Source organism: Burkholderia sp. Tr-20355 (assembly GCF_017104685.1).
Taxonomy (GTDB): Bacteria; Pseudomonadota; Gammaproteobacteria; order Burkholderiales; family Burkholderiaceae; genus Burkholderia; species Burkholderia seminalis.
In genome coordinates this window covers 1-20,989 of sequence record NZ_JAAGPK010000107.1, presented here as the reverse complement: position 1 = coordinate 20,989, position 20,989 = coordinate 1, and the positions used below count along the sequence as shown (strand labels likewise).

The following is a 20,989-nucleotide window of genomic DNA, read 5'->3' as shown; positions in this document are numbered from 1 at the left end:
ACGAGGAAGCGTGGTGTATCGATGATCGACCATCCGTTGCGCGCCGCGCTGGCCGCCGAATTGCATGCCAGGCCGTTCCTGCGGCTCGCCGAAGCCGTGTCGCTCACGCACTACGCGATCTACGCGGACGGCCAGCCCGATATCCACGAAACGCTGCTGCACGCGCTGTGCCGCGACACCGGCATTGCCGCGCCGCACGAAGGCGCGACGCACCACGCGGTGCAGTCGCCGTGCGGCTGGCACCTGAAGTGGGAGCGTCACACCGAATTCTCGACTTTCACGTTCGTCGCGCCGCGTCGCGACACCGGCTACTTCGACGATCTCGCGATCGAAGGCATTCCGGCCGCGTGGTTCGCGCGGCTGGCCGGCATCCGTTTCGTCGCGGTGAGGATGGAACTGCTGTCGGGCGACGCCGCGCGCCGCGTGTGCGGCGACCTGCGGCGCTGGATCGACGGGCCCGCGCTCGTCGGCAGCAATGTGCTCGGCGGCGGCAAGGTGTTCTGCGACTGGCACGTGCGCGACGACGGTTTCATGCGTTTTCTCGTCATCGACGAGGATTTCCGCGAGGAGCAGGGCGGCCGCCTGCTGCAGCGCCTGTATGAAATCGAAACGTACCGGATGATGGCCTTGCTCGCGTTGCCTGTCGCGCGCCGGATGAGCCGCGAGCTCGACGAGATCCACGCGGCGCTGCATGCGTTGATGCAGCGGATGGACGCGAGCGGCGCCGACGGCGACGACACGGCGCTGCTCGTCAAGCTCACGCATCTCGCGGTGCGGGTCGAGTCGCTGGCGGGGGCCGGCGCACGCTTCAGTGCGTCGCGCGCGTACGAAAAGCTCGTGCTGGCGCGCATTCAGGAACTGCGCGAAGAGCGGATCGAAGGGATGCCGACGATCGCCGAATTCATGGAGCGGCGCTTCGCGCCGGCGATGGAAACGTGCCGCAGCGTATGGGCGCGCCACGAGCAGATCGCCGCGCGGATCGCCCGCGCGGTCGACCTGCTGCGCACGCGCGTGAACCTCGCGCAGGAAAAGGACGTGACACGCCTGCTGGCCGGGATGGAGCGCACCGCGCGCAACCAGCTTCATCTGCAGCATGCGGTCGAAGGTCTGTCGGTGGCGGCTATTTCGTACTACGTGCTGTCGCTCGCGACGGCGGCGTTCAAGGCGCTGCACGTGATGAACCTGCCGGTCGATCCGGAGCTGGCGGAAGGCCTGCTGATCGCACCGGTCGTGTTCGCGGTGATCCACATCACGCGGCGCACACGCGCGCAGCTTGCACGGTCGGAAGCTGCGCATGACGGTGCGCCCGTGCAGGTGACGGCGTTGAAGCGCGTCGGTTAGCCGATCAAGAGCACAATCAAGGAAAGGAGTGGAGATGACTTTTTCGCAGAATCAAGCGGGGTTTTACAGCGGTTTCGATGCAGCGTTCGACGAGCCGGCATCGGACGATGCCGGTGTGCCGGAAGCGGCGCGCGTGACGTCGTATCAGGCCGTGCTGCAGGAACCGATGACGTCGCTCGTCGGGAATACGCTCGATCGGCCGGAGGTCGCGGCGGTGGCGATTCTCGGGTACAACTGACGCGATCGTTCGCGCCGATCCGGCGTAGCGCCGGCGTTCATGATCCGGCCGTTCCTGGGCGTGCCGGACGTGGTTCGCCTTCTTTTTTCCCTTTCCCTGCCCCCAGCGCGAGCGCCAGCTCGACGAACGCACGCGCGGCCGCGCTCCGGTACGCGCCCTTGCGCTGCAGCAGCACGGCCGTGCGCCGCAGGACGGCCGGATCGAGCGCGACGGCGACGAGATCGTCATGCCCCGTCGCGATCGTCGCGGGCAGCAGCGTCGCGAGGTTCGTGCGGCGCACGATCTCGATCACCGCACCCAGCGAATTCGCCTCCATCAGCACGCGCGGCTGCACATCGTGCTCGCGGAAATAGCGGTCGATCTGCACGCGCGTCGCGAACTCCGCGGTGAGCAACACGAGCGACGCGTCGTGCAGCGCGCGCTGGCCGGCCTTGCGTTTTCCCGCGAGTGCATGCCGACGGCTCACGACGAGCGCGAGTGTTTCGACCAGCAGTGCCTCTACTGCGATATCCGCCGACTGCACGTCCTCGAATGCGATGCCGACGTCGAGCTCGTCGTCGACGAGCAGCGTCTCGATACGCTCCTGCGACAGCTCGCGCACCGACAGCGTCACGTCCGGATAGCGGCCGTGGAACGCCTCGACGAGCGGCCCGACGAGATAGCTCGTGAAGGTCGGCGTGACCGCGATCCGCAGCGAACCGCGGCTGAGATCCTGCACGTCGTGAATCGCGCGCCGGCCTTCAGCGAGATCGTGCAGCGCCTGCCGTGCGTAGCGGAAATACACGTCGCCGGCATCGGTCAGCCGCGTGACGCGCCCGGTGCGGTCGAACAGTTGCGCGCCGAGCGTCTCCTCGAGCTGGCGGATCTGCTGCGACAGCGCGGGCTGCGACACGTGCAGCGCGGCGGCCGCGCGCGTGAAGCTGCGGTGCTCGGCGACGGCCAGGAAGTAGTTGATATGGCGCAGCAGCATGGCGATTCCTATAAGACGTACTTATCCGATTGATCATAAATCAGTCTTTTACGTTATTGGAAGCGCGGCGTAACCTGCCCTTCATCGATTCCACCTGCACCGGAGAACACGCGATGAAGGACATCATCGAAGGCTTCCTGAAGTTCCAGCGCGACGCGTATCCGGAACGCGCCGCGCTGTTCCGCGATCTCGCGCGCAGCCAGCACCCGCGTGCGCTGTTCATCTCGTGCTCGGACAGCCGGCTCGTGCCGGAGCTCGTCACGCAGCGCGAACCGGGCGACCTGTTCGTGATCCGCAACGCCGGCAACATCGTGCCGTCGTACGGCCCAGAGCCGGGCGGCGTGTCGGCGTCGGTCGAATATGCGGTCGCCGCGCTGCGCGTGACCGACGTCGTGATCTGCGGTCATTCGGATTGCGGCGCGATGACCGCGATCGCGACCTGTCAGTGCATGGACCACATGCCGGCCGTCGGCCACTGGCTGCGCTATGCCGATTCGGCGCGCGTCGTGAACGAGGCGCGCCCGCATCGCAGCGAACGCGAGCGGATCGACTCGATGGTGCGCGAGAACGTCGTCGCGCAACTCGCCAACCTGAAGACGCACCCCGCCGTGCGGCTCGCGCTCGAAGAAGGACGTCTCGCGCTGCACGGCTGGGTCTACGACATCGAATCGGGCTGTATCGACGCCTACGACGGCGCGGCCGGCCGGTTCGTGTCCCTCGCGGACCACCCCGGTGTCCGCGCGACTCCCGCGACGCTTGCCGCCGCGGCCTGAATCCGGATTGCTCCCACCCCACCACGAGGAATTGCCATGATCCAGTCCCAGCACAGCCAGACTGCCCGCCACGCGCTTGCGGAAACCGTCGTGCTCGCGAAAGCGCGCAAGAACCTGTCGTTCGCCCAGCTCACCGAAGGTACGGGCCTGAGCGAAGCGTTCGTCACCGCCGCGCTGCTCGGCCAGCATGCGCTGCCGGCCGATGCGGCGCGCGTGGTCGCCGACAAGCTCGGCCTCGACGACGATGCGGTACTGCTGCTGCAGACGATCCCGCTGCGCGGCAGCATCGACGATCGCGTGCCGACCGACCCGACGATCTACCGTTTCTACGAAATGTTGCAGGTGTACGGCACGACGCTGAAGGCGCTCGTCCACGAGAAGTTCGGCGACGGCATCATCAGCGCGATCAACTTCCGGCTCGACGTGAAGAAGGTCGACGATCCCGAAGGCGGTTCGCGTGCGGTGATCACGCTCGACGGCAAGTACCTGCCGACCAAGCCGTTCTGACGTTTGCGCGGCGCGGCGGCAGCGGTGCCGCATGCGCCCGACGTGCGCCGGCCGCCGAGGGTGCAGCGGACGCGCGAGCGGCACCGCACGGCCGCCCGAAAGGCGGCGTTCTCGGTGGCGTGAGCGTGTGGCGGCGCGCTATAGTCATGCGACGCCCGCCGCGGGTACCGCGCACCCGGCGGCTTCATTCACGCACGCGTTCGCCCGATGACTACCCCTGCCGACGTTACCCTGCAACTGACCGATACCGAACAACCGGCCGCCCGCCATTTCATCAGCCGCAAGCTCGGCGAATTCAACCATGCGATGACGGGGCGCGCCGACTCGGCCGCGCTCGACGTCTACGTGACTGATCCCGCGACCGGCGAGATATTGGGCGGCCTGACGGGCCGCACGTCGCTCGGCCTCTTTTTCATCGACCTGTTCTACCTGCCCGAATCGCTGCGCGGCGGCGGATTCGGCAGCCGGCTGCTGCGCGAGGCCGAAGCGGAGGCGAAGCGGCGCGGCTGCGCGCGTGCGGTGCTGTACACGATCTCGTTCCAGGCGCCGGACTTCTACCGGAAGCAGGGCTACGAGACGTTCGGCGAAGTGCCTTGCGATCCCGAAGGCGCGGCGCGCGTGTTCATGGTCAAGGTGCTTTGAGCGCTGCGTGGCGGTGCGGGCTACTTCCTGACGCCTGCCGACATCGCGGACGACCGGCCGGCACAGGCAACGCCCGCATGGCGCGCGTTACCGCCCCGGCGCGGCCCGCTCGACGATCATGTCGTAGAGCGCACGCGCGGCCGGCGACAGTTGCGCGCTCTTGCGCGTGACGAGCACGAGCGTGCGCGACACCGACGGCTCGACGAGCTCGATCGTGCGGATCATCGGATACGCGTTCTTCTGGATCGCGAGTTTCGGCACGACGGCCGCACCGAGCCCTTCCGCGACGAGCCCGAGCGCCGTCGAACTGCGCTGCACTTCGTAGAACGAATGCAGCGACACGCCGCTCGTCTTCAGCGCGCCTTCGAGCAGCCCGCGATTGCCGCTCACCTCGCCGGCGAAGATCAGCGGATGCGGCTGCAGCGCCGCCCAGCGGATGCGCCGGCGCCTCGCGAGCGGATGATCGTCGCGGCACACGAGCACGTAGGGATCGTGCGTGAGCGGCACGCTGACAAGTTCGGGATGCTGGTCGCCGGCGATGCTGATGCCGAATTCGGCTTCGCGCCGCAGCACGGCCTGCAGCACCGACGCCGACGCATGGTCGAGGATCTTCACGCGATCGTGCGGGCGATGCCCGGAGAACGCGCGCAGGATGCGCGGCAGGTATTGCACGCCGACCGTCGGCACGCACGCGATCGTGACGTCGCCGCGCTGGCTCAGGCCCGTCTCGCGGATTTCGGTCAGCGCGTCGGACAACTCGTTCAGCAGCCGGCGCGCTTGCGGCAGAAAGCGCCGGCCGATCTCGGTCAGCGTGGTGCGGCGCGTCGTGCGCTCGACCAGCGCGACGCCGAGATAGGATTCGAGCTTGCGCAGCCGCTGCGTGATCGCCGTTTGCGTGACGTGCAGCGTGTCGGCCGCCTGCCGGAAGCTGCCGCCGTCGGCGATCGCGACGAAGGCCTGGACACCGAGCGTATCGATCTTCATCAGAATTTTGAATCAATAACGATATTAAATTCATTTTACTGAAGGTCGGATACGGTCGCAGAATGCGCTGGATCGGCGGCTGCCCGGATCCCGGCGCGCATGCCGCCTCCGCCCACAAGGAGAATCATCGTGACGACCCCACTCGATCAATACGCGAACCAGTACGTGCGGTTCGAGGACGAACGCACGCGGCCGGTGCGCGACCTGCTGGCCGCCGTGCCGAAGACGCCGATCCGTACCGCGATCGACATCGGCTGCGGGCCCGGCAATTCGACCGAGGCGCTGATGGCACGCGCGCCGGACGCGACGATCCACGGGATCGACGCATCGGCGGACATGATCGCGGCCGCGCGCAAGCGGCTGCCGGCGTTGCGGTTCGATCTTGCCGATGTCGCCACGTGGGACGATCCGGGCGGCTATGACCTGATCCTGTCGAACGCGGTGCTGCAGTGGGTGCCCGCGCACGACACGCTGTTCCCGATGCTCGTCGGCCGGCTCGCGCCGGGCGGCCATCTCGCGGTGCAGATGCCGGACAACCTCGACGAGCCCGCGCACCGGCTGATGCGCGAGGTCGCCGCGGCCGAGCCGTGGGCCGACAAGCTGAAAGGGGCGGCGCGTACCGAGCGGTTCGATGCGCGCTACTACCATGCGCTGCTGTCGCCGCTGTGTTCGCGCGTGGACGTGTGGCGCACGACCTACTATCACCCGCTGCGCGGCGGTGCGGACGCGGTCGTCGAATGGTTCAAGGGCAGTGCGCTGCGGCCGTTCCTTGCCGCGCTCGACGATGCCGAGCAGCGCGCGTTCCTCGCGCGTTATCGCGACGCGATCGCCGGGCCGGACGGTTATCCGGTACTCGACGACGGCACCGTGCTGCTGCCGTTCCCGCGCCTGTTCATCGTGGCGACTCGGAAGTAATTCGGCCATGACGTGACGGGCGGCGGGGCGTCAGCGCACCGGCCGCACCGATGCGGGATCGACCGTGCGGCTCCGAGCGGTCTGCCCGTCGCGCAGGTCCTTGTACCAGAACAGCGCGACTTCCCCGGCGTTCTCGCCGCCTGCATACAGGAAGCGGTCGTGGCCGCCGAGCGTAAAGCCCGCGCGCGCATAAGTGGAGCAGGCCGCGACGTTGTTCGCCTGCGTTTCCAGCCGCATGAAGCCGAACCCGTGATGGCGCGCCCAGGCTTCCGCGGCCGCCAGCAGGAATTGCCCGATACCGAGGCGCCGATGCTCGCGGTCGACGGCCAGTTCGGCGATTTCGGCCATGCCGTTCCAGCGCTCGGCGACCGCGACGAACCCGGCGAACCGCCCGCCGGCGGTCGCGCGAAAGAGCGCTGTCTTGCCCGACGCTTCATCCGCCCAGCCGGCCGGATCGAACCCGTAGTTTTTGCGGCGCGCGGGCAACGCGCGCAGGTCGAGCAAATCCTGATACGGCGCATTCAGCTCCCATGCGATGTCGAACGAGAAGTCGCATTGGTCCAGCTCGTCGGCGGCAAGCGAGATCGCCGGTTCGATGCTGATGTGCTCGGCTCGGTCCATATGTCGGTGTCCTGTCTTCGGCGGAGGGGTGTGGTCTCGTTGGTGGCGCGATCGCCGGCGCACCGATGTGCATCGAATCGCGCCCGTTCCCGTTCTTCGTTTTCTGCATCTGCACCATTCGCTGCATGCGAAACCGGTACAGACACGGCTGTGTGCCCGCCTGATTATGCTGGATTTCGGCGTCGTCACGGCGTTGCTGCCGGTGCGATGACGACCGCCGCGCGTCGTGTCTCCCAATCGCGACGGCAGTCGATCGTCAGCGGATGAAAGACGACAGGAAACCGAATGATTGTTTACCGTTTTGAACAACTCGACATGTTCCGTCAAACAGTTTGACGGTCGTGGCGCCGTCAAGCATCGCGTCGTCCACTGCTCCACGAAAGCCGGAAGAGAGGCTGACCTGCATCGCCGGCGCAACGCGGATCGGCCTGCGTCACCCGTTTTTGCCGCGGCGCGCGTCATGCACGCGCGCCGGCCGGAACGTTGAAGCGACGACGAAACGGCCGCGACCTCAGATGCTGATCGCGATGGGGCCTGCCAGCGGCGTATAGCCGTCGTCGAACAGCAGCCACGCATCGTACTGGCCCGATGCAAGCGTGCTGTTCGCGGTCGACGAGAACAGCAGCGAGCCGGTGCTCTTGGGCAGGTACGCCCACGACTTGTAGCCACCCCGGGTCGGTTGCGCGCCGCGCGGATAGATGCCGACCCAGTTCTTCGGGCTGTGGCGCCACGGCGGCACGACGTAGTCGAACCGCAGCGTAGCGTACGACGACCCCTGCGACGCCAGCGCCGCGACGAATTTCCCGTTCGTATTGCCGATCGCCGAATCCGTCAGCAACGTGCCGGATTGCGTCTGCACGCAGCCGGCGATACGGCGCAGGAAGTTCGGATCGTTCGCGTCGCGGATGCTCGCGTCGTACCAGCCGGCGTCGCCGTACCACGTGACCGCCTGCGTCGCACCGGCCGGTACGCTGACCGACTGCGCGCGGTTCATCCCGTACGCATTGTCGACGAGCTGGAACGTCGTCGTGCTCGAACCGGCCGAATTGTCGAGCGTGATCTGCACGTTGCCGTTCTGTACGTCGTAGCAGAGCGACACTTCGCCGGTCGATCCCGCGTTCCCCGCTGCGCCGATGGTGCCGCGGAACGTCTGCAGGAACCCGTTCGGGCCGTAGATCGAATAGTCGTAGCCGCCCGCCGAATTCAGCGCGAGCGAATCCGTGAGGCACGCGCCGGTGCCGGTGCCGATCGTGTACTGCCGCGGCGTCGTGCTCGTGCCGTCGACCCATGCCTGCAGGTGCACGCCGGCCGCACCCGTGTTGGTCATCGTCAGCGCGAGCGTCTTGCCGGAGCGGTTGACGCGGCCCTGGACGAAGAACTCGTACGGCAGCCGGCACGCGGTGTTGCGGCCGGCCGTTTGCGCCGGAACCGCGGTGGTCGTGGCCGGCGGAATCAGCACCGTCGAGCCGTTCGGGTCCATGTTGCTGGCCGCCGCCGGAATCGCCGGAATCGTCTGGTCGGGACTCGCGAAGTCGAACGCCGACGTGAGATCGCCGCACACCGTGCGGCGCCACGGCGTGATGTTGGTCTCCTGCAGCCCGAAGCGCGCTTCCAGAAAACGGATCACCGACGTGTGATCGAAGACCTGCGAGTTGACCTTGCCGCCTTTCGACCACGGCGAGATCACGAACATCGGCACGCGCGGGCCCAGCCCGATCGGGACGTCGCCGCTCGCGGCGCCGTCCGATGCGGCGCCGCTGCCGGCCACGAATTCCGCGGCCGTCGAGACCGTCGACCGGCCGGTGCCGGCGGCGGCGCTCGACGGGACGGCCGGTGGCACGTGGTCGAACAGGCCGTCGTTCTCGTCGTACATCACGAGCAGCACGGTGCTGGCCCACACCGCCGGATTCGACGTCAGCGCGTTGAGCACGTTGCTGACATACCATTCGCCGCCGCTCGCGGCCCACGACGGGTGTTCGCAATACGCATAGGGCGCGGCGATCCACGATACCTGCGGCAGCGTGCCGTTCGCGACGTCGACCCGCAGTTGACTGAACAGACGGGTGTCGTACTCCGTGCCGCCGCCGGTCGGGTCGATCTGCGTGCCGTCGAGCGCCGGCGCGAGCGGATCATTCGCGCCGAGGTTCTGGTACTGCTTGAAGTTCAGGATGACGTTGTCGCCGTAGTTGCCGTTCCACCAGAGATCCTTGCTCGACCCGTTGTATTCGCCGTAGCCGTGGCCGGCATCGAGGCCGTTGCCCTTGTCCTGGTAGAACTTCCACGTGACGCCGGCCGAGTTCAGGCGTTCCGGCATCGTGGTCCAGCCGGTGCCGGTCATCGTGTTCGTCGTGTACGGCGAATAGCCGGCGACGTTGCCGCAGCAGCCGGTCCACAGATACAGGCGGTTCGGGTCGGTCGGGCCGAGCATCGAGCAGTGGTACGCGTCGCACACGGTGAACGCGCTGGCCAGCGCGTAGTAGAACGGGATGTCGTTCTGCGTGAAGTAGTACATCGTGCCGCTGGTCTTCGCGGCGACCCAGTTGTCGTAGCGGCCGTTGTTCCATGCGCTGTGCGTGCCGCTCCAGCTGTGATCGAGGTCGCCGTAGTACGTGTCGCCGTTCGCGACGCCGGAAACGGGCGGCGACGGGTTGAACGGGAACACGTAGGACAGCGTCGATGGCTGGCGCCAGACCGGGTAGCCGCTGGAAATCACGACCGGCCGCGGATCGCCGAAGCCGCGCGCGCCGCGCAGCGTGCCGAGATAGTGGTCGAACGACCGGTTTTCCTGCATCAGGATGACGACGTGCTTGACGTCCTGGATCGTGCCGGTGACGGTGGCGGCCGGAATCGATTGTGCGCGCAGGATGCTTTCGGGCAGCATGCCCGTCACCGCGGTGGCGCCGGCGAGCTTCAGCGCATCGGCGAGGAACTGACGTCGTGTCGTGGGTTTGTTTTGCATGATCGCTCCTTGTCCTGGATGGCGGGTGGGGCCGGGGCCGGTCAATGGCACGCGCTTGCGCAGTGCAGGACCGGCGCGGACGCCGAACCCGGTGCCGACGCGCGCGCGGCGGCGACAGTGCCCGCCGCGCCCGGGTCGCCGTCGCCGCAGGCGGCCAGCGCGCACAGCAGCGCGATCATGAAAACGCCGCGCCAGTGCGGAATACGGCTTTCCGCGGGGCGAGGCGGGACGACTTGATTTCGATCCGATTCGAATCGGATTCCTGATTGATCGGGATGGTTGCTGCGTGCTCCGTATTTCATTTCCCCTCCAGACATGAAAATGGACAGCAGAGAATATCGCCCGAATCAGAACAACTTCATGACAGGCCAGCCGCGTTTGCCGGCGACCTGGGAAAGCTTCGAGTCGGGATTGGTCGCGACCGGATGCGTGACGTAGTCGAGCAGCGGCACGTCGTTGATCGAATCGCTGTAGAAGTAGGTCCGTTCGAAATCGGACGGCAGGTAGCCGAGCGATTTCAGCCATGCCGCCGTGCGCACGATCTTGCCTTCCCGGAAACTCGGCACGCCGATGCTGCGCCCGGTGAACCGCCCGGCCGGCGTGCCGTCGTCGGTATCGAGCTCGATGCCGAGCAGGTGCTCGATCCCGAACTCGGCCGCGATCGGCCGCGTGACGAAGACGTTGGTCGCCGTCACGATGCAGCAGAGATCGCCGTTCTCGCGATGCCGGTCGACCAGCGCGCGTGCCTCCGGTGTAATCGCCGGCCGGATCACCTCGTCCATGAACTGCGCATGCCACCGTTCGAGCTGCGCGCGCGAGTAGCGCGTGAGCGGCGCGAGCGTCACGGCGAGATACGCATCCATGTCGAGCGTGCCGGCCGCATAGTGGCCGTAGTGCTCGTCGATCAGCGCCGTGTGCGCGTCGTCCTCCTGCCAGCCGACCCGCGTGATGAAGCGGCTCCAGGCCTGGTCGCTGTCGAGCGGCAGCAGCGTGTGATCGAGGTCGAACAGCGCGAGATTCTTGTGCATGGGCCTTTCCCTGTATGGCGTATTTACGCGCCGATGAGCTTCTCGATCGCGTCCCTGGCGTTTTTCCCGTCGATGGTCGTGACGCCGTCGAGCCACTTCGACAGCACGCCCGGGTTCTTCTTCGCCCATTCCTTCGCGACCGCGACCGGATCGGCGTGATTCATGATCGGCACCATCAGCTGGTTTTCCTCGTCGGTCGTGAATTTCAGGTTGGTCAGCAGCCGGCCGACGTTCGGGCAGCGTTCGAGATAGCCGGGCGTGACGAGCGTGTAGACCTTCGCCGAGCCGTAGTTCGGACCGAACACGGTGTCGCCGCCGTCGAGATACGCGATCTTGTAGTTGATGTTCATCGGATGCGGCTCCCACGCCAGGAACACGATCATCCGGTGTTCCTGCACCGCGCGCGTGACCTGGACGAGCATCCCGGCCTCGCTCGATTCGACCAGCTTGAAGCCGCCGAGCCCGAATTCGTTCCTGTCGATCATCCGCTGGACCAGTGCATTGCCGTTGTTGCCGGCGCCGATCCCGTAGATCTTGCCGTCGAGCTGGTCGCGGAATCTGGCGATGTCGGCGAAGCTCCTGAGGCCCTTGTCCGACGCATACTGCGGCACGGCCAGCGTGTAGCGCGCGCCGACCAGGTTGGGTTGCGGCAGCAGGTGCACGGCGCCGGCATCGACGAACGGCTTCACGGTCGGCGTCATGCTCGGATCCCAGTAGCCGAGGAACGCATCGATCTGCGCCTTCTTCACGCCGGCCAGCACGATCGGCGGCGACGCGATCGTCTTGGTTGCCTCGTAGCCGAGCCCGTCCAGGAGCATCATCGCGACGCCGGTGGTGGCCGCGATGTCGCTCCAGCCCACATCGCCGAGGGTCACCTTCCTGCAGGTATCGCCCTCGGACGCATGAGCGGGTGCCGTTAAAAATGCCGCCAGCAGCGTCGCAGCCAGCATCCATGCTTTCTTGATCATGATGGTCTCCTAAGCAAGTGTTTCGGATCGTGTTACCTGATTGGTCTGACGATTGATCGTGTGGATCGGATGAAACAAACGAACCTGGGTCTGGCTTTGTCGTTTTGCGTACCGTATATTAGAACGCACAAAATCGCAAGATTGCACAAAAATACAACCCGGCGAACGCGAAGGCGGCCGGGCGAAGCCGGGGCGAGCCGCGCAGCGGTCCGTGCGGTCCGTGCGTCATCAAGTGAATCCGTCAGGAAGGAGTGTTCGAATGATCAGTCAGCTGGAAATCGTTTCCCGCCTGTTGCTGGCGGCCCTGCTCGGCAGCATCGTCGGCATCGAGCGCGAGCGTCTGTCATGGGCGGCCGGGTTGCGCACGCATATGCTGGTGGCCGTGGGCGCCGCGCTGGTGATGATCGTGTCGGCGTTCGGCTTCGCGGATATCCAGGAGGCGAAGAACGTGTCGCTCGACCCGTCGCGGGTCGCCGCGCAGGTCGTATCGGGTATCGGTTTTCTCGGCGCGGGGTCGATCATGTTGCGCGGCGAGATCATCCGCGGGCTGACGACCGCGGCGAGCCTGTGGGTCGTCGCGGCGGTCGGACTGGCGGTGGGCGGCGGCATGTACGTGGCCGCGATCGCCGCGACGGCGATCGTGCTGGCGATCCTGGCCGGGCTGAAGCCGATCGAGAAGCGCTTTTTCGCCGCGCGGCAGCGCTGGGGCGTGCGCATCCTCGCGAGCCGAGGCGCCGTGAAACTGACGTCGCTGCAGTCGATGCCCGGCATCGACCAGGCGCGCATCGTCCAGTTCATCATCGAGCAGGACGACGCGACACCCGACGACGACCGCATCCACGTGGTGTTCTCGAAGATGACGAGCCGCGAATTCCAGGTGGTCCGTCAATCGCTGCAGACCCTCGTCGGCGTCAAAAAAATGGAAGAAAGCGCCGGGTAGACGGCCGTTCGAATAAGATTGACAGACTTTTCCGAGGACATTTCATGTGGCAAGAAGAGCGATACCAGAGGATCCGGCTTCTGTTATCGAAGATGCAGCGCGTGTCCACCGACCGAATCATGGCCGACCTGAACGTGTCGCGCGAAACCGTGCGCCGCGATCTCGTCGACCTCGAGGCGCTCGGTGAACTGAAGCGTGTGCACGGCGGCGCGGTGCAGGTCGGCGACGAAGCGCCGATCGCCGAGCGCGCGCAGACGCACGTGAAGGCGAAGCTGGCGATCGCGCGCGCGGCCGCGCGGCTCGTCACGGGCTCGCAGACGCTGTTCATCGACGCCGGCACGACCACCACGCTGCTGGCCGAGGAACTGGCGAAGTTGTCGGGCCTCACGATCGTCACGAACTCGATCGACGTCGCGCTGAAGATGCGCTCGAGCGACCCGGCGCAAGGCAGGAACGAAACGATCCTGCTCGGCGGGATGATTGGCAGCCGCGCGGCCGCGACGGTCGGCGACGGCACGGTCGCCGAGATCTTCCGCTACCGCGCCGATCTCGCGCTGCTGTCGCCGGTGGGCGTCGATGCCGTTCGCGGCGCGACGAACTACGACCGGATGGAAACCGAGGTGGCGCGCGCGATGGTGAGCAACGCGGCGGACGTGGCGATCCTGGCCGATTTCAGCAAGCTCGGCACGAACAGCCGGATCAGCTTCTGTGAGCCCGCTCGGATCGGCACGCTGGTGACCGACCAGAAGGCGGAATCGGTCGACAGCTACAAGCGCATCAGGAAGGCCGTCGGGAACGTCGTGCTGGCATAGCGCCCGCGGGCAGGGGCGATCGGCTGCCGTCTACCGCCCATGTGGCGCGCCGGTTGCACCCGGACCGCTGTCGGCCGACGACGGCGCGCCGCCGCCGTTCCCAGGCGCCGACCGGCTGCCCGCGCCGCGCCGCGTGAAGCGGCTCGCCGGCATCGTCGCGCGCCTGCCGGGGGCCGGGCGCGGCGTTTTCCGTGCAGGCCATCGTGTATGCTTGCCCGCATCGATCACTCGGCGGACAACATGAAGACTTCGGCACACCCCAAGCCTGAGGTGCGGTTCAGGATGCGTATCCAGCAGGCCGACACGATCGCGCTCGGCCCGGGCAAGGTCGCGCTGCTCGAGGCGGTGCGCGAGCATGGTTCGATTTCGGCGGCGGCGCGCAGCCTGAAAATGTCGTACCGGCGCGCGTGGCTGCTGATGGACGAACTGAACCGTTCGCTGAAATCGCCCGCGACGGTGTCCGAGCATGGCGGGCAGAGCGGCGGCGGCAGCGTGCTGACGCCGGTCGGCGAGGAGATCATCCGCCTTTATCGCGGGATCGAGGCGCGCGCTTACGCGGCGTGCGCGGACGACATCGCCACGCTCACGAAAATGGTGCGTCGCTGACGGGGGCGTTGTGCCGGCGCTGGCCTACCCGTGCCGCAGGCAGAAGCGTGACGGGTCGCTCGCGGCGCCATCCGGCGCGATGACGTCGCGTGCCCGTGCATCGAGCCGACCGATCAATTCGACGAAGCTCGCGACGCTGGCGGTCCGCAACGGGTAGTACGCGATGTGGTGGCGTTCGCAGATACGCTTGAGCAGGTTCATCGAATCGTGATCGATGCAGTCGACCGGGAAGACGACCATCTGCGCGCCCGGCAGCGCGGTGGCCAGCAGGCCCTTGCGATCCTCGACGCCGCCGTCGTGCAGCGTCACTTCGCCGCCCGACGCCTCGACGATCCGCCGGATCGCCCGGTTCGAACCGGGCCGCCCGCCGACGTAGACGACGCGCCTGCCCTGCAGCATCGACAGCGCATTCGTCGCCGGGTCGGCCGCCGACGCCTGCACCGCCTGTTCGATCGCGCTCGCCTCCGCGCGCAGCGTCTTCACCATCGCCGTCAGGTCGTCGAGCCGCGCGCGCATCGCGCGGGCGCTCGCCTGTTCCGCGGCGATCCGCTCCTCGGCGGCCTCGCGGCGGCTCGTGTGCAGCGCAAGCCGTTCGTCGCGCGCGGCCAGCGCCTCGCGCAGTTCGTGCACTTCGTCGCGCAACGCGCTTTCGGCGGCCAGCGGCCGCGCGTGTTGGCGGGCGTGGAGCGCGTCCCGTTCCTGCAGTGCTGCGTCGCGCTGCGTGCTCATCTCGTGCAGGCGTGCCTGCTGCCGTTCGAGCTTCGCATGCAATGCCGCGTTCTCTTCCTCCAGCGCGACCAGCCGCCGGATATCGGCGCGATTGGCCGCGCCGACCAGGTGCGACAGCATGTGCAGGTCGCCGAATGCGGCCTGGCGCACGCCCATCGTCGTGCGCGGATGCGTCATCAGTGCCCAGTACGCGGGCGGAATGTCGCCGCGCTTGAGCGCTTCCTTCCAGCGCGTGAGCAGTTCGTCCGCGTCCTTTGCGTTGTCGAACGCGCGTATCGCGCCCGCATGGCGTTCGTCGAGCGCCTTGTGCAACGCCTTGGCGCCGGCCGTGCCGTCGATCGCGAGCGCGACGGCCGCGTGATGGATGTCGAGGTCGGTCGCACGCTGCCGGTCGAGGCCGGTGAACTTCGGCACGAGCTTGCGCAGTTCGTGCGTGGTCAGGCAGGTGCCGATGATCGAGCAGTGCAGGTTCGCATCGAGTTCGGACAGGCGCGCGCGGCGCTTCAACTCGGCCTGTTGCGCGCGGGACGGCGCGCAGCACGCGTCGATCCGCGCGCCGGTGGCCGCGGACGGAAGGCCGCCGGACGACGGGAGATCCGCCGTGCGGGCCAGGCGAAAGGGCGGAGCGTGCATGTTGACCTCTATCCGGCACGATCGGACCGGAGACGGATGCGCGAAAGATTTGCGAAATATACCACGGAATATAACGGGAACAATTCCGGGGAAACCATCGGGCGATGCGGGGGATGGTCAGCAGGACAGCACTGGACGGCAGGGTTGCGGTAGCGCGGCCGGCGCCGCGGGCGAAAGGGGGAGCGATGCCGGCGCGTGGCGCGCCATCACGGATTCGACGCACAGCCCGACGAACAGCACGTCGACGCGCTCGAGCGCGGCAACCGCGTCGCGCATCGCGACCGGGTCGTTGCTGAACGAATCGGAAAACACGTCGTTGCGCGTGCGTTCGAGGCCGCGCGCGTGGCCGATCGCGCGTTCGAGGTCGGGCAGGCGCGTGAAGCGGGCGGCGCGTGCGTCGCGTTCGAGCGTCGCCAGCAGTTCACGAAAGCCCATTGCCGACAACGCTTCGTCCGGCATCGCGCCGGTGTGCGCGGCGGAGAGCATCCGGATGAAACGCACGATGCTGCCGCGCAGGCGCCGGAACGCGTCGACGACATCCGTGACCTGCCGCGCCCGGGTGTCGCTCGACAGCGGCTTGAGTGCGCTGATCTTGCGTGCGAGCGCCTGTTCCCGGGCGGTGCGCGGCGGGGTGCGATCCGTCGACGTGCGGGCCATGCTGCTTCTCCGGGTGGGCAAGGTTTCGATATATTCTACGGAATATATCGAGGACGCAAAAAAAAGACGACACCGTGCCGCAAGGCAGGGTGTCGTCAACGGCCTGAACGGCCGCGCTCATCGGTTGACCGTCGCCGGCTGCGGCCGCGCGCGCGTCACGGGCGGACGGCAGGCACGATGCCGGGCGTCTCGCCGACGGTCGTGCGGCCACCGTCGCGAAAGAACGCCTGCTCGGCGGCATTGTTCATGACGAGGATGCTGATGCGGCGATTGGTCGGCTCGTCCGACACGTTCCGGTCGAGCGGCAGCACATCCGCGAGCCCGCGCACCTGCAGCAGCTTCGCTTCCCGCAACCCGCCGGCGACCAGCGCGCGCCGCGCGGCGTTCGCGCGATCGCTGGACAACTCCCAGTTCGAATAGCCGGTCGGGCCGCCGGGATAGGGCGTCGAATCGGTATGGCCGGCAATCGACACGCGGTTGTCGACCTCGTCGAGCGCCGCGCCGACTTGCGCGAGGATCGCGGTCGCATAGCTTTCCGGCTGCGAACTGCCCGACGCGAACATCGGCCGCTTGAGCGAATCGACGATCTCGATGCGCAGGCCCTCGTGGGTGATCGCGATCCGGATCTGGTCCTGGTAGGCGCGCAACGACGGACTCCGTGCGATCGCCGCGGTCAGCTTCGCCTTCAGGCGCTCGAGTTTTTGCGTATCGGCGTTGTCGGCGACGGCTGCGGGCGAGCTGGCCGGCACCGGTTGCGCTTTCGTGTCGATGGCCGGCGCGGGGTCAGACAGGTCGCGGCCGCCACCCTGCACGACGCTCGGGCGCGGCGCCTGGGCGTCTTTCCCGCCGGACAGGAGCGTCGACAGCGGCGTATTGAAGTAGTCCTCGATTCCTTGTTTGTCATACTTCGAGACGGAGCCGAGCAGCCACATCAGCAGGAAGAACGCCATCATCGCCGTGACGAAATCGGCGTACGCGATTTTCCATGCACCGCCGTGGTGGGCGTCATGGTCGCCGCCTTTCTTGCGGCGCACGACGACGCGCGATGCCGAGGCGGGCTGCTTCGACGAACTGGAGCGATGGTCGGCCATGGCGTGTTCCGTTTCCTCGCGTATCCGTTATGCCGCCTTGGGCGACTTGGTCGCGCGGACGGCGTCGTCGAGCTCCTTGAAGCTCGGGCGATCGGCGGTGAACAGCACCTTGCGGCCGAACTCCACCGCAACCGACGGCGCGTAGCCGCTCATCGACGCGAGCAGCACGGCCTTCACGCACTGGAACGGCTTGGCCGCGGCACGGCCTTTCGCGTTGAGCAGATCCGCGAGCGGACCGATGAAGCCATAGGAGAGCAGGATGCCGAGGAAGGTGCCGACGAGCGCGCCGGCGATCATCTTGCCGAGCACGGCGGGCGGCGCGCCGACCGAGCCCATCGTATGCACGACACCCATCACCGCGGCGACGATGCCGAACGCCGGCAGGCCGTCGGCCATCTTCTGGATGGCGTTGGCCGCGACCGACGCCTCCGCATGATGCGTATGCAGTTCCTCGTCCATCAGGTCCTGCATCTCCAGCACGTTCACGTTGCCGCTCGACATCATCCGCAGGTAATCGACGATGAAGTCGAGCAGGTGATGGTCGGCGAGCACATGCGAATATTTCTGGAACAGCGGGCTTTGTTCGGGCGCATCGACGTCGGCCTCGAGCGCCATCATGCCGTCCTTGCGCGCCTTGTGCAGCAGCTCGTACAGCAGCGCGATCAGTTCGACGTACTGCTGTTTCGTATAGCCGCCGCCCTTGAAGCAGGTCGGCAGGGTCTTGATGGTCTTCTTCAGCGTCGTGACGGGATTGCTGACGACGAACGCGCCCAGCGCGGCGCCGAAAATGCACAGCAGCTCGAACGGCTGCAGCAAGGCAGGCAAATGGCCGCCCACGCCGACAAAACTGCCGATCACCGACCCGATCACGACGATCCATCCGATGGCTACAAACATGATTACCTCGTCCGCGACGTGCGCTGCTGGTTCCGTTGTCGATAAGCGGGCGGGACAGCCCGGCTGTCTCGCTCCATGCCCGCGACGCGATGCCGGTCGGCGGGTGTTGATGCAATAACGGCGCGCGTCGCGGCGGCTGAACCCGTGATTCCACGCATCCCCCGCGATTCGTGCCTGGCACACGTTTGCGGGCGCCGAAGCGCGCGATTTTGTTGATCGAGGTCAAAAAGTACGTGGCGATCGCGCGAGTTTCCGAGTGAAGGCGACCCGGAAACGTCGGCAGCCGAACGGCCTGGCCCGCACGCCGGCAGGGTTTTCATCAGGACATCCAACGCGCCGCACGATCCATCATGGAGAAAGCGCTGTCGCAGCCAACCGCAGGAGGGTGCCCCGTGAATTCCGATTCCACGCCTTCGACCGCCTTCGTGTTCGCCGGCGGCGGCAGTCTGGGCGCGATCGAGGTCGGCATGCTCCGTGAGCTGATCGCGAGCGGCGAACGGCCCGATTGCGTCGTCGGCGCGTCGGCGGGCGCGATCAATGCCGCCTATTTCGCGGGCCGGCCGGACAGGGACGGCGTCGCGATGCTCGCCGCGCTGTGGTGCAGCATCCGCCGCCAGGACATCATGCCGTTCTCGATGCGCGGCATCGTCGCGATGCTGCTGCGCAACCGGCCCCATCTGGTCGAGGCCGAGGCGCTGCGCCTGCTGCTGGAAAAGAATCTGCCGTACCGGCGGATCGAGCAGGCCGCGCTGCCGCTGCACATCGTCGCGACCGACGTGCTGAGCGGTCGCGAAGTCGTGCTGTCCGCCGGCCCGGTCGTGGATGCCGTGCAGGCCAGCGCGGCGATTCCCGGCGTGTTTCCATCGGTCCGCATCGGTGGCGTGGAACTGGTCGACGGCGGCGTCGCGAACAATACGCCGATCTCCGTCGCGATTGCGCTCGGCGTCAAGCGGATCGTCGTGCTGCCGGCCGGGTTCGCCTGTGCGTTGCGCGTGCCGCCGCGAAGCGTGATCGCGCATGCGACGCACGCGCTGACGCTCGTGATCGCGCGGCAACTGGTGCGTGATCTGGAGCTGTACGCGGCCCGCGCGCACATCCATGTCGTGCCGCCGCTCTGCCCGCTCGAGGTGTCGTCATACGATTACTCGAAGTGCGCGCAACTGATCGACGCGGCGGCGCAACGCACGCGCGCGTGGATCGATGCCGGCGGGCTCGCGCAATGTGCGATTCCCGACCCGCTGCGCGAGCACGATCACGCCGCGGCGCTGTCGCATTGAGGCGCGCTCGCGCGCCGCTCGAACGCGTGACCGGCGCACGCGGGCCGCCGGTCCTCTGCCTGGAAATCCGACGTGTACCTGAAAAAAGCGGCACCGTGCCATCCGCCACGGTGCCGCCAACGGCCTGAACGGCCGCACGGGTCAGTCGATCGCGCGCATCGCGTGGCGCAGTTCCTGATAGCTGCGCAGCCCGGTGACGCCGAGTTCGCGGCCGATCCCGCTGAGCCCGAAGCCGCCCCAGCACACGTGCGGGTAGATCAGCTGCGGCGCATTGATCCACACGAGCCCCGCCCGCACGCGCTGCTGGAATTGCTTCGCGACGTCGGCATCGCGCGTGACGACGGTCGCGACGAGCCCGTAACGCGTGTCGTTCGCGAGTGCGATCGCTTCGTCGTCGGTGCGGAACGATTTCACGCAGGCGACGGGGCCGAATATTTCGTCGGTCCACAACGGGTTGTCGGCGGCCGGCTCGGCGATCACGACGGGCGCCATGAAAAAGCCTTCGCCGCCGGCCTCCGCGACCCGTCCGCTGAACGCAATGCGTGCGCCCGCGTCGATGCCCTGCTGGAGCATCGCTTCGACGCGCGCACGCTGTGCGGCCGAGATCAGCGGCCCCATCGCGACCTGTTCGTCGGTCGGCGGCGCGACGACGAGTGCGCGCACGGCCGTCTCGAACGCGGTCATGAAGCGGCGGTAGAGGCTGTCGTGCACGAGAATGCGCGCGGTGGCCGAGCACATCTGGCCCGCGTTCGTGAACGCGCCCGCAATCGCGAGCGGTATCGCGACGTCGAGATCCGCATCGTCGCGGACGATCAGCGACGACTTGCCGCCGAGTTCGAGCGTCACGCGTTTCATGTCTTCGGCCGCGGCCCGCATCACCTTGCGGCCGGCCGCCGTGCTGCCGGTAAACGAGATCTTGTCGATCAGCGGATGCGCGGTCAGTGCCGCGCCGACCTCGGCGCCGCCGTTCACGACGTTGACGACGCCGGCCGGCACGCCGGCTTCGGCGACGATGTCGAGCAGCGCGTGCTCGGTCGGCGACGTGAGTTCGGACGGCTTCAGCACGGCCGCGCAGCCGGCCGCGAGCGCGGGCGCGAGCTTCCACGCGGTCGTGACCATCGGGAAGTTCCACGGCATCACCAGCGCGGCGACGCCGACCGCGTCGTGGAACCGCTCGGCCGTGACGGCGTCGCTCGGCAGTGCGACGGGCTCGGCCGCGAACAGCGCTCGGTCTTCGCACAGCTTCGCGTAGTACGCGAACGTCGCGGCGACGTCGCCGACGTCGGCGTCGGCCTCGAACGGCGGCTTGCCGCTGACCTGCATCTGCAGCGCGGCCAGCCGGTCGCGTGCGGCTTCGACGCGCTCGGCGATCGTCGCGAGCACGCGACCGGCTGGCCGCGA

General features: G+C 67.4%; 22 protein-coding genes. 10 read left to right on the top strand and 12 right to left on the bottom strand.

Translation table 11 applies throughout. From position 1 onward, the window contains the following. The first annotated feature begins 21 nt into the window (after window positions 1-21). Both G3N62_RS23655 and G3N62_RS23650 read left to right on the top strand, forming a co-directional pair. Window positions 22-1,341: a DUF3422 domain-containing protein gene (locus G3N62_RS23655; RefSeq protein ID WP_034188526.1), complete on the top strand. Its 1,320-nt coding sequence runs from the start codon at window positions 22-24 to the stop codon at window positions 1,339-1,341. Window positions 1,342-1,375: 34 nt separating this feature from the next. Beyond that, window positions 1,376-1,579: a hypothetical protein gene (locus G3N62_RS23650; RefSeq protein WP_124670156.1), complete on the top strand. Its 204-nt coding sequence runs from the start codon at window positions 1,376-1,378 to the stop codon at window positions 1,577-1,579. A 37-nt stretch (window positions 1,580-1,616) separates the two neighbouring features. On the opposite strand, the gene cynR is transcribed toward G3N62_RS23650, so the two are convergent. Beyond that, window positions 1,617-2,549 carry a transcriptional regulator CynR gene (gene cynR, locus G3N62_RS23645; protein WP_034188524.1) on the bottom strand — a complete coding sequence of 311 codons (933 nt, stop codon included), beginning with the start codon at window positions 2,547-2,549 and terminating at the stop codon, window positions 1,617-1,619. Window positions 2,550-2,662: 113 nt separating this feature from the next. Here cynR and G3N62_RS23640 point away from each other — a divergent pair, with 113 nt between their 5' ends. The 3 genes from G3N62_RS23640 (at window position 2,663) to G3N62_RS23630 (ending at window position 4,471) form a co-directional block, all read left to right on the top strand. After that, window positions 2,663-3,322 (top strand): carbonic anhydrase, encoded by a 660-nt coding sequence (locus G3N62_RS23640; protein ID WP_034188523.1) that lies wholly within the window; start codon window positions 2,663-2,665, stop codon window positions 3,320-3,322. A gap of 36 nt (window positions 3,323-3,358) precedes the next feature. Then, complete coding sequence (gene cynS / locus G3N62_RS23635; protein WP_047901820.1) at window positions 3,359-3,829, top strand: cyanase; 471 nt, start codon at window positions 3,359-3,361, stop codon at window positions 3,827-3,829. Window positions 3,830-4,036: 207 nt separating this feature from the next. Next, entirely contained in the window at window positions 4,037-4,471 is a 435-nt protein-coding gene (locus tag G3N62_RS23630; RefSeq protein ID WP_049030422.1) for a GNAT family N-acetyltransferase, read from the top strand. A gap of 87 nt (window positions 4,472-4,558) precedes the next feature. Here the strand turns inward: G3N62_RS23630 and G3N62_RS23625 are convergent, their stop codons facing one another. Next, window positions 4,559-5,455 (bottom strand): LysR family transcriptional regulator, encoded by an 897-nt coding sequence (locus tag G3N62_RS23625; RefSeq protein ID WP_034188520.1) that lies wholly within the window; start codon window positions 5,453-5,455, stop codon window positions 4,559-4,561. Between the two features lie 129 nt (window positions 5,456-5,584). Between G3N62_RS23625 and tam the strand changes: the two genes are divergently transcribed. Next, window positions 5,585-6,370, top strand: a complete 786-nt coding sequence (tam, locus tag G3N62_RS23620) for a trans-aconitate 2-methyltransferase (protein WP_124670155.1) — start codon at window positions 5,585-5,587, stop codon at window positions 6,368-6,370. A 30-nt stretch (window positions 6,371-6,400) separates the two neighbouring features. Here the strand turns inward: tam and G3N62_RS23615 are convergent, their stop codons facing one another. The 5 genes from G3N62_RS23615 to G3N62_RS23595 all read right to left on the bottom strand — a co-directional run bounded on the left by G3N62_RS23615 (window position 6,401) and on the right by G3N62_RS23595 (window position 11,946). Further along, window positions 6,401-6,991 carry a GNAT family N-acetyltransferase gene (locus G3N62_RS23615; RefSeq protein WP_124670154.1) on the bottom strand — a complete coding sequence of 197 codons (591 nt, stop codon included), beginning with the start codon at window positions 6,989-6,991 and terminating at the stop codon, window positions 6,401-6,403. A gap of 511 nt (window positions 6,992-7,502) precedes the next feature. Beyond that, window positions 7,503-9,950, bottom strand: coding sequence for a phospholipase C, phosphocholine-specific (locus G3N62_RS23610; RefSeq protein ID WP_124670153.1), 2,448 nt, complete (start codon window positions 9,948-9,950; stop codon window positions 7,503-7,505). 41 nt (window positions 9,951-9,991) lie between these two features. Continuing rightward, the gene (locus G3N62_RS36055; protein ID WP_226103870.1) at window positions 9,992-10,129 is read right to left on the bottom strand and encodes a hypothetical protein; all 138 of its coding nucleotides are present in this window, start codon (window positions 10,127-10,129) and stop codon (window positions 9,992-9,994) included. Window positions 10,130-10,297: 168 nt separating this feature from the next. Then, window positions 10,298-10,978, bottom strand: a complete 681-nt coding sequence (locus G3N62_RS23600; protein WP_034188515.1) for an HAD family hydrolase — start codon at window positions 10,976-10,978, stop codon at window positions 10,298-10,300. A gap of 23 nt (window positions 10,979-11,001) precedes the next feature. Continuing rightward, the gene (locus G3N62_RS23595) at window positions 11,002-11,946 is read right to left on the bottom strand and encodes a choline ABC transporter substrate-binding protein (RefSeq protein ID WP_034188514.1); all 945 of its coding nucleotides are present in this window, start codon (window positions 11,944-11,946) and stop codon (window positions 11,002-11,004) included. 259 nt (window positions 11,947-12,205) lie between these two features. Here G3N62_RS23595 and G3N62_RS23590 point away from each other — a divergent pair, with 259 nt between their 5' ends. The 3 genes from G3N62_RS23590 (at window position 12,206) to G3N62_RS23580 (ending at window position 14,304) form a co-directional block, all read left to right on the top strand. Next, a complete protein-coding gene (locus G3N62_RS23590) occupies window positions 12,206-12,886 on the top strand; it encodes an MgtC/SapB family protein (RefSeq protein WP_069704411.1) in 681 nt (226 codons plus the stop codon). Window positions 12,887-12,930: 44 nt separating this feature from the next. Beyond that, a complete protein-coding gene (locus G3N62_RS23585) occupies window positions 12,931-13,698 on the top strand; it encodes a DeoR/GlpR family DNA-binding transcription regulator (RefSeq protein WP_034188512.1) in 768 nt (255 codons plus the stop codon). Between the two features lie 282 nt (window positions 13,699-13,980). After that, entirely contained in the window at window positions 13,981-14,304 is a 324-nt protein-coding gene (locus tag G3N62_RS23580; protein WP_124670195.1) for a LysR family transcriptional regulator, read from the top strand. Window positions 14,305-14,328: 24 nt separating this feature from the next. Here G3N62_RS23580 and G3N62_RS23575 read toward each other — a convergent pair whose 3' ends face one another. The 4 genes from G3N62_RS23575 to motA all read right to left on the bottom strand — a co-directional run bounded on the left by G3N62_RS23575 (window position 14,329) and on the right by motA (window position 18,311). Further along, complete coding sequence (locus tag G3N62_RS23575; RefSeq protein WP_124670152.1) at window positions 14,329-15,666, bottom strand: DUF2325 domain-containing protein; 1,338 nt, start codon at window positions 15,664-15,666, stop codon at window positions 14,329-14,331. Between the two features lie 117 nt (window positions 15,667-15,783). Continuing rightward, on the bottom strand, window positions 15,784-16,323 hold the full coding sequence (locus G3N62_RS23570) for a hypothetical protein (protein ID WP_124670151.1): 540 nt from the start codon (window positions 16,321-16,323) through the stop codon (window positions 15,784-15,786). A gap of 155 nt (window positions 16,324-16,478) precedes the next feature. Next, the gene (gene motB / locus G3N62_RS23565; protein WP_034188509.1) at window positions 16,479-17,414 is read right to left on the bottom strand and encodes a flagellar motor protein MotB; all 936 of its coding nucleotides are present in this window, start codon (window positions 17,412-17,414) and stop codon (window positions 16,479-16,481) included. A gap of 27 nt (window positions 17,415-17,441) precedes the next feature. Next, a complete protein-coding gene (gene motA / locus G3N62_RS23560; protein WP_034188508.1) occupies window positions 17,442-18,311 on the bottom strand; it encodes a flagellar motor stator protein MotA in 870 nt (289 codons plus the stop codon). Window positions 18,312-18,703: 392 nt separating this feature from the next. Between motA and G3N62_RS23555 the strand changes: the two genes are divergently transcribed. Then, complete coding sequence (locus G3N62_RS23555) at window positions 18,704-19,588, top strand: patatin-like phospholipase family protein (protein WP_185733086.1); 885 nt, start codon at window positions 18,704-18,706, stop codon at window positions 19,586-19,588. A gap of 141 nt (window positions 19,589-19,729) precedes the next feature. On the opposite strand, the gene G3N62_RS23550 is transcribed toward G3N62_RS23555, so the two are convergent. Continuing rightward, on the bottom strand, window positions 19,730-20,989 hold a 1,260-nt coding region (locus G3N62_RS23550), incomplete at its 5' end, for an aldehyde dehydrogenase family protein (RefSeq protein ID WP_206141311.1).

Excerpts from the sequence above, each read along its gene's own strand:
- G3N62_RS23655 (WP_034188526.1), top strand. The coding sequence starts at position 22 with ATGATCGACCATCCGTTGCGCGCCGCGCTGGCCGCCGAATTGCATGCC.
- G3N62_RS23650 (WP_124670156.1), top strand. The coding sequence starts at position 1,376 with ATGACTTTTTCGCAGAATCAAGCGGGGTTTTACAGCGGTTTCGATGCA.
- cynR (WP_034188524.1), bottom strand. The coding sequence starts at position 2,549 with ATGCTGCTGCGCCATATCAACTACTTCCTGGCCGTCGCCGAGCACCGC.
- G3N62_RS23640 (WP_034188523.1), top strand. The coding sequence starts at position 2,663 with ATGAAGGACATCATCGAAGGCTTCCTGAAGTTCCAGCGCGACGCGTAT.
- cynS (WP_047901820.1), top strand. The coding sequence starts at position 3,359 with ATGATCCAGTCCCAGCACAGCCAGACTGCCCGCCACGCGCTTGCGGAA.
- G3N62_RS23630 (WP_049030422.1), top strand. The coding sequence starts at position 4,037 with ATGACTACCCCTGCCGACGTTACCCTGCAACTGACCGATACCGAACAA.
- G3N62_RS23625 (WP_034188520.1), bottom strand. The coding sequence starts at position 5,455 with ATGAAGATCGATACGCTCGGTGTCCAGGCCTTCGTCGCGATCGCCGAC.
- G3N62_RS23615 (WP_124670154.1), bottom strand. The coding sequence starts at position 6,991 with ATGGACCGAGCCGAGCACATCAGCATCGAACCGGCGATCTCGCTTGCC.
- G3N62_RS23610 (WP_124670153.1), bottom strand. The coding sequence starts at position 9,950 with ATGCAAAACAAACCCACGACACGACGTCAGTTCCTCGCCGATGCGCTG.
- G3N62_RS36055 (WP_226103870.1), bottom strand. The coding sequence starts at position 10,129 with ATGATCGCGCTGCTGTGCGCGCTGGCCGCCTGCGGCGACGGCGACCCG.
- G3N62_RS23600 (WP_034188515.1), bottom strand. The coding sequence starts at position 10,978 with ATGCACAAGAATCTCGCGCTGTTCGACCTCGATCACACGCTGCTGCCG.
- G3N62_RS23595 (WP_034188514.1), bottom strand. The coding sequence starts at position 11,946 with ATGATCAAGAAAGCATGGATGCTGGCTGCGACGCTGCTGGCGGCATTT.
- G3N62_RS23590 (WP_069704411.1), top strand. The coding sequence starts at position 12,206 with ATGATCAGTCAGCTGGAAATCGTTTCCCGCCTGTTGCTGGCGGCCCTG.
- G3N62_RS23585 (WP_034188512.1), top strand. The coding sequence starts at position 12,931 with ATGTGGCAAGAAGAGCGATACCAGAGGATCCGGCTTCTGTTATCGAAG.
- G3N62_RS23580 (WP_124670195.1), top strand. The coding sequence starts at position 13,981 with ATGCGTATCCAGCAGGCCGACACGATCGCGCTCGGCCCGGGCAAGGTC.
- G3N62_RS23575 (WP_124670152.1), bottom strand. The coding sequence starts at position 15,666 with ATGCACGCTCCGCCCTTTCGCCTGGCCCGCACGGCGGATCTCCCGTCG.
- G3N62_RS23570 (WP_124670151.1), bottom strand. The coding sequence starts at position 16,323 with ATGGCCCGCACGTCGACGGATCGCACCCCGCCGCGCACCGCCCGGGAA.
- motB (WP_034188509.1), bottom strand. The coding sequence starts at position 17,414 with ATGGCCGACCATCGCTCCAGTTCGTCGAAGCAGCCCGCCTCGGCATCG.
- motA (WP_034188508.1), bottom strand. The coding sequence starts at position 18,311 with ATGTTTGTAGCCATCGGATGGATCGTCGTGATCGGGTCGGTGATCGGC.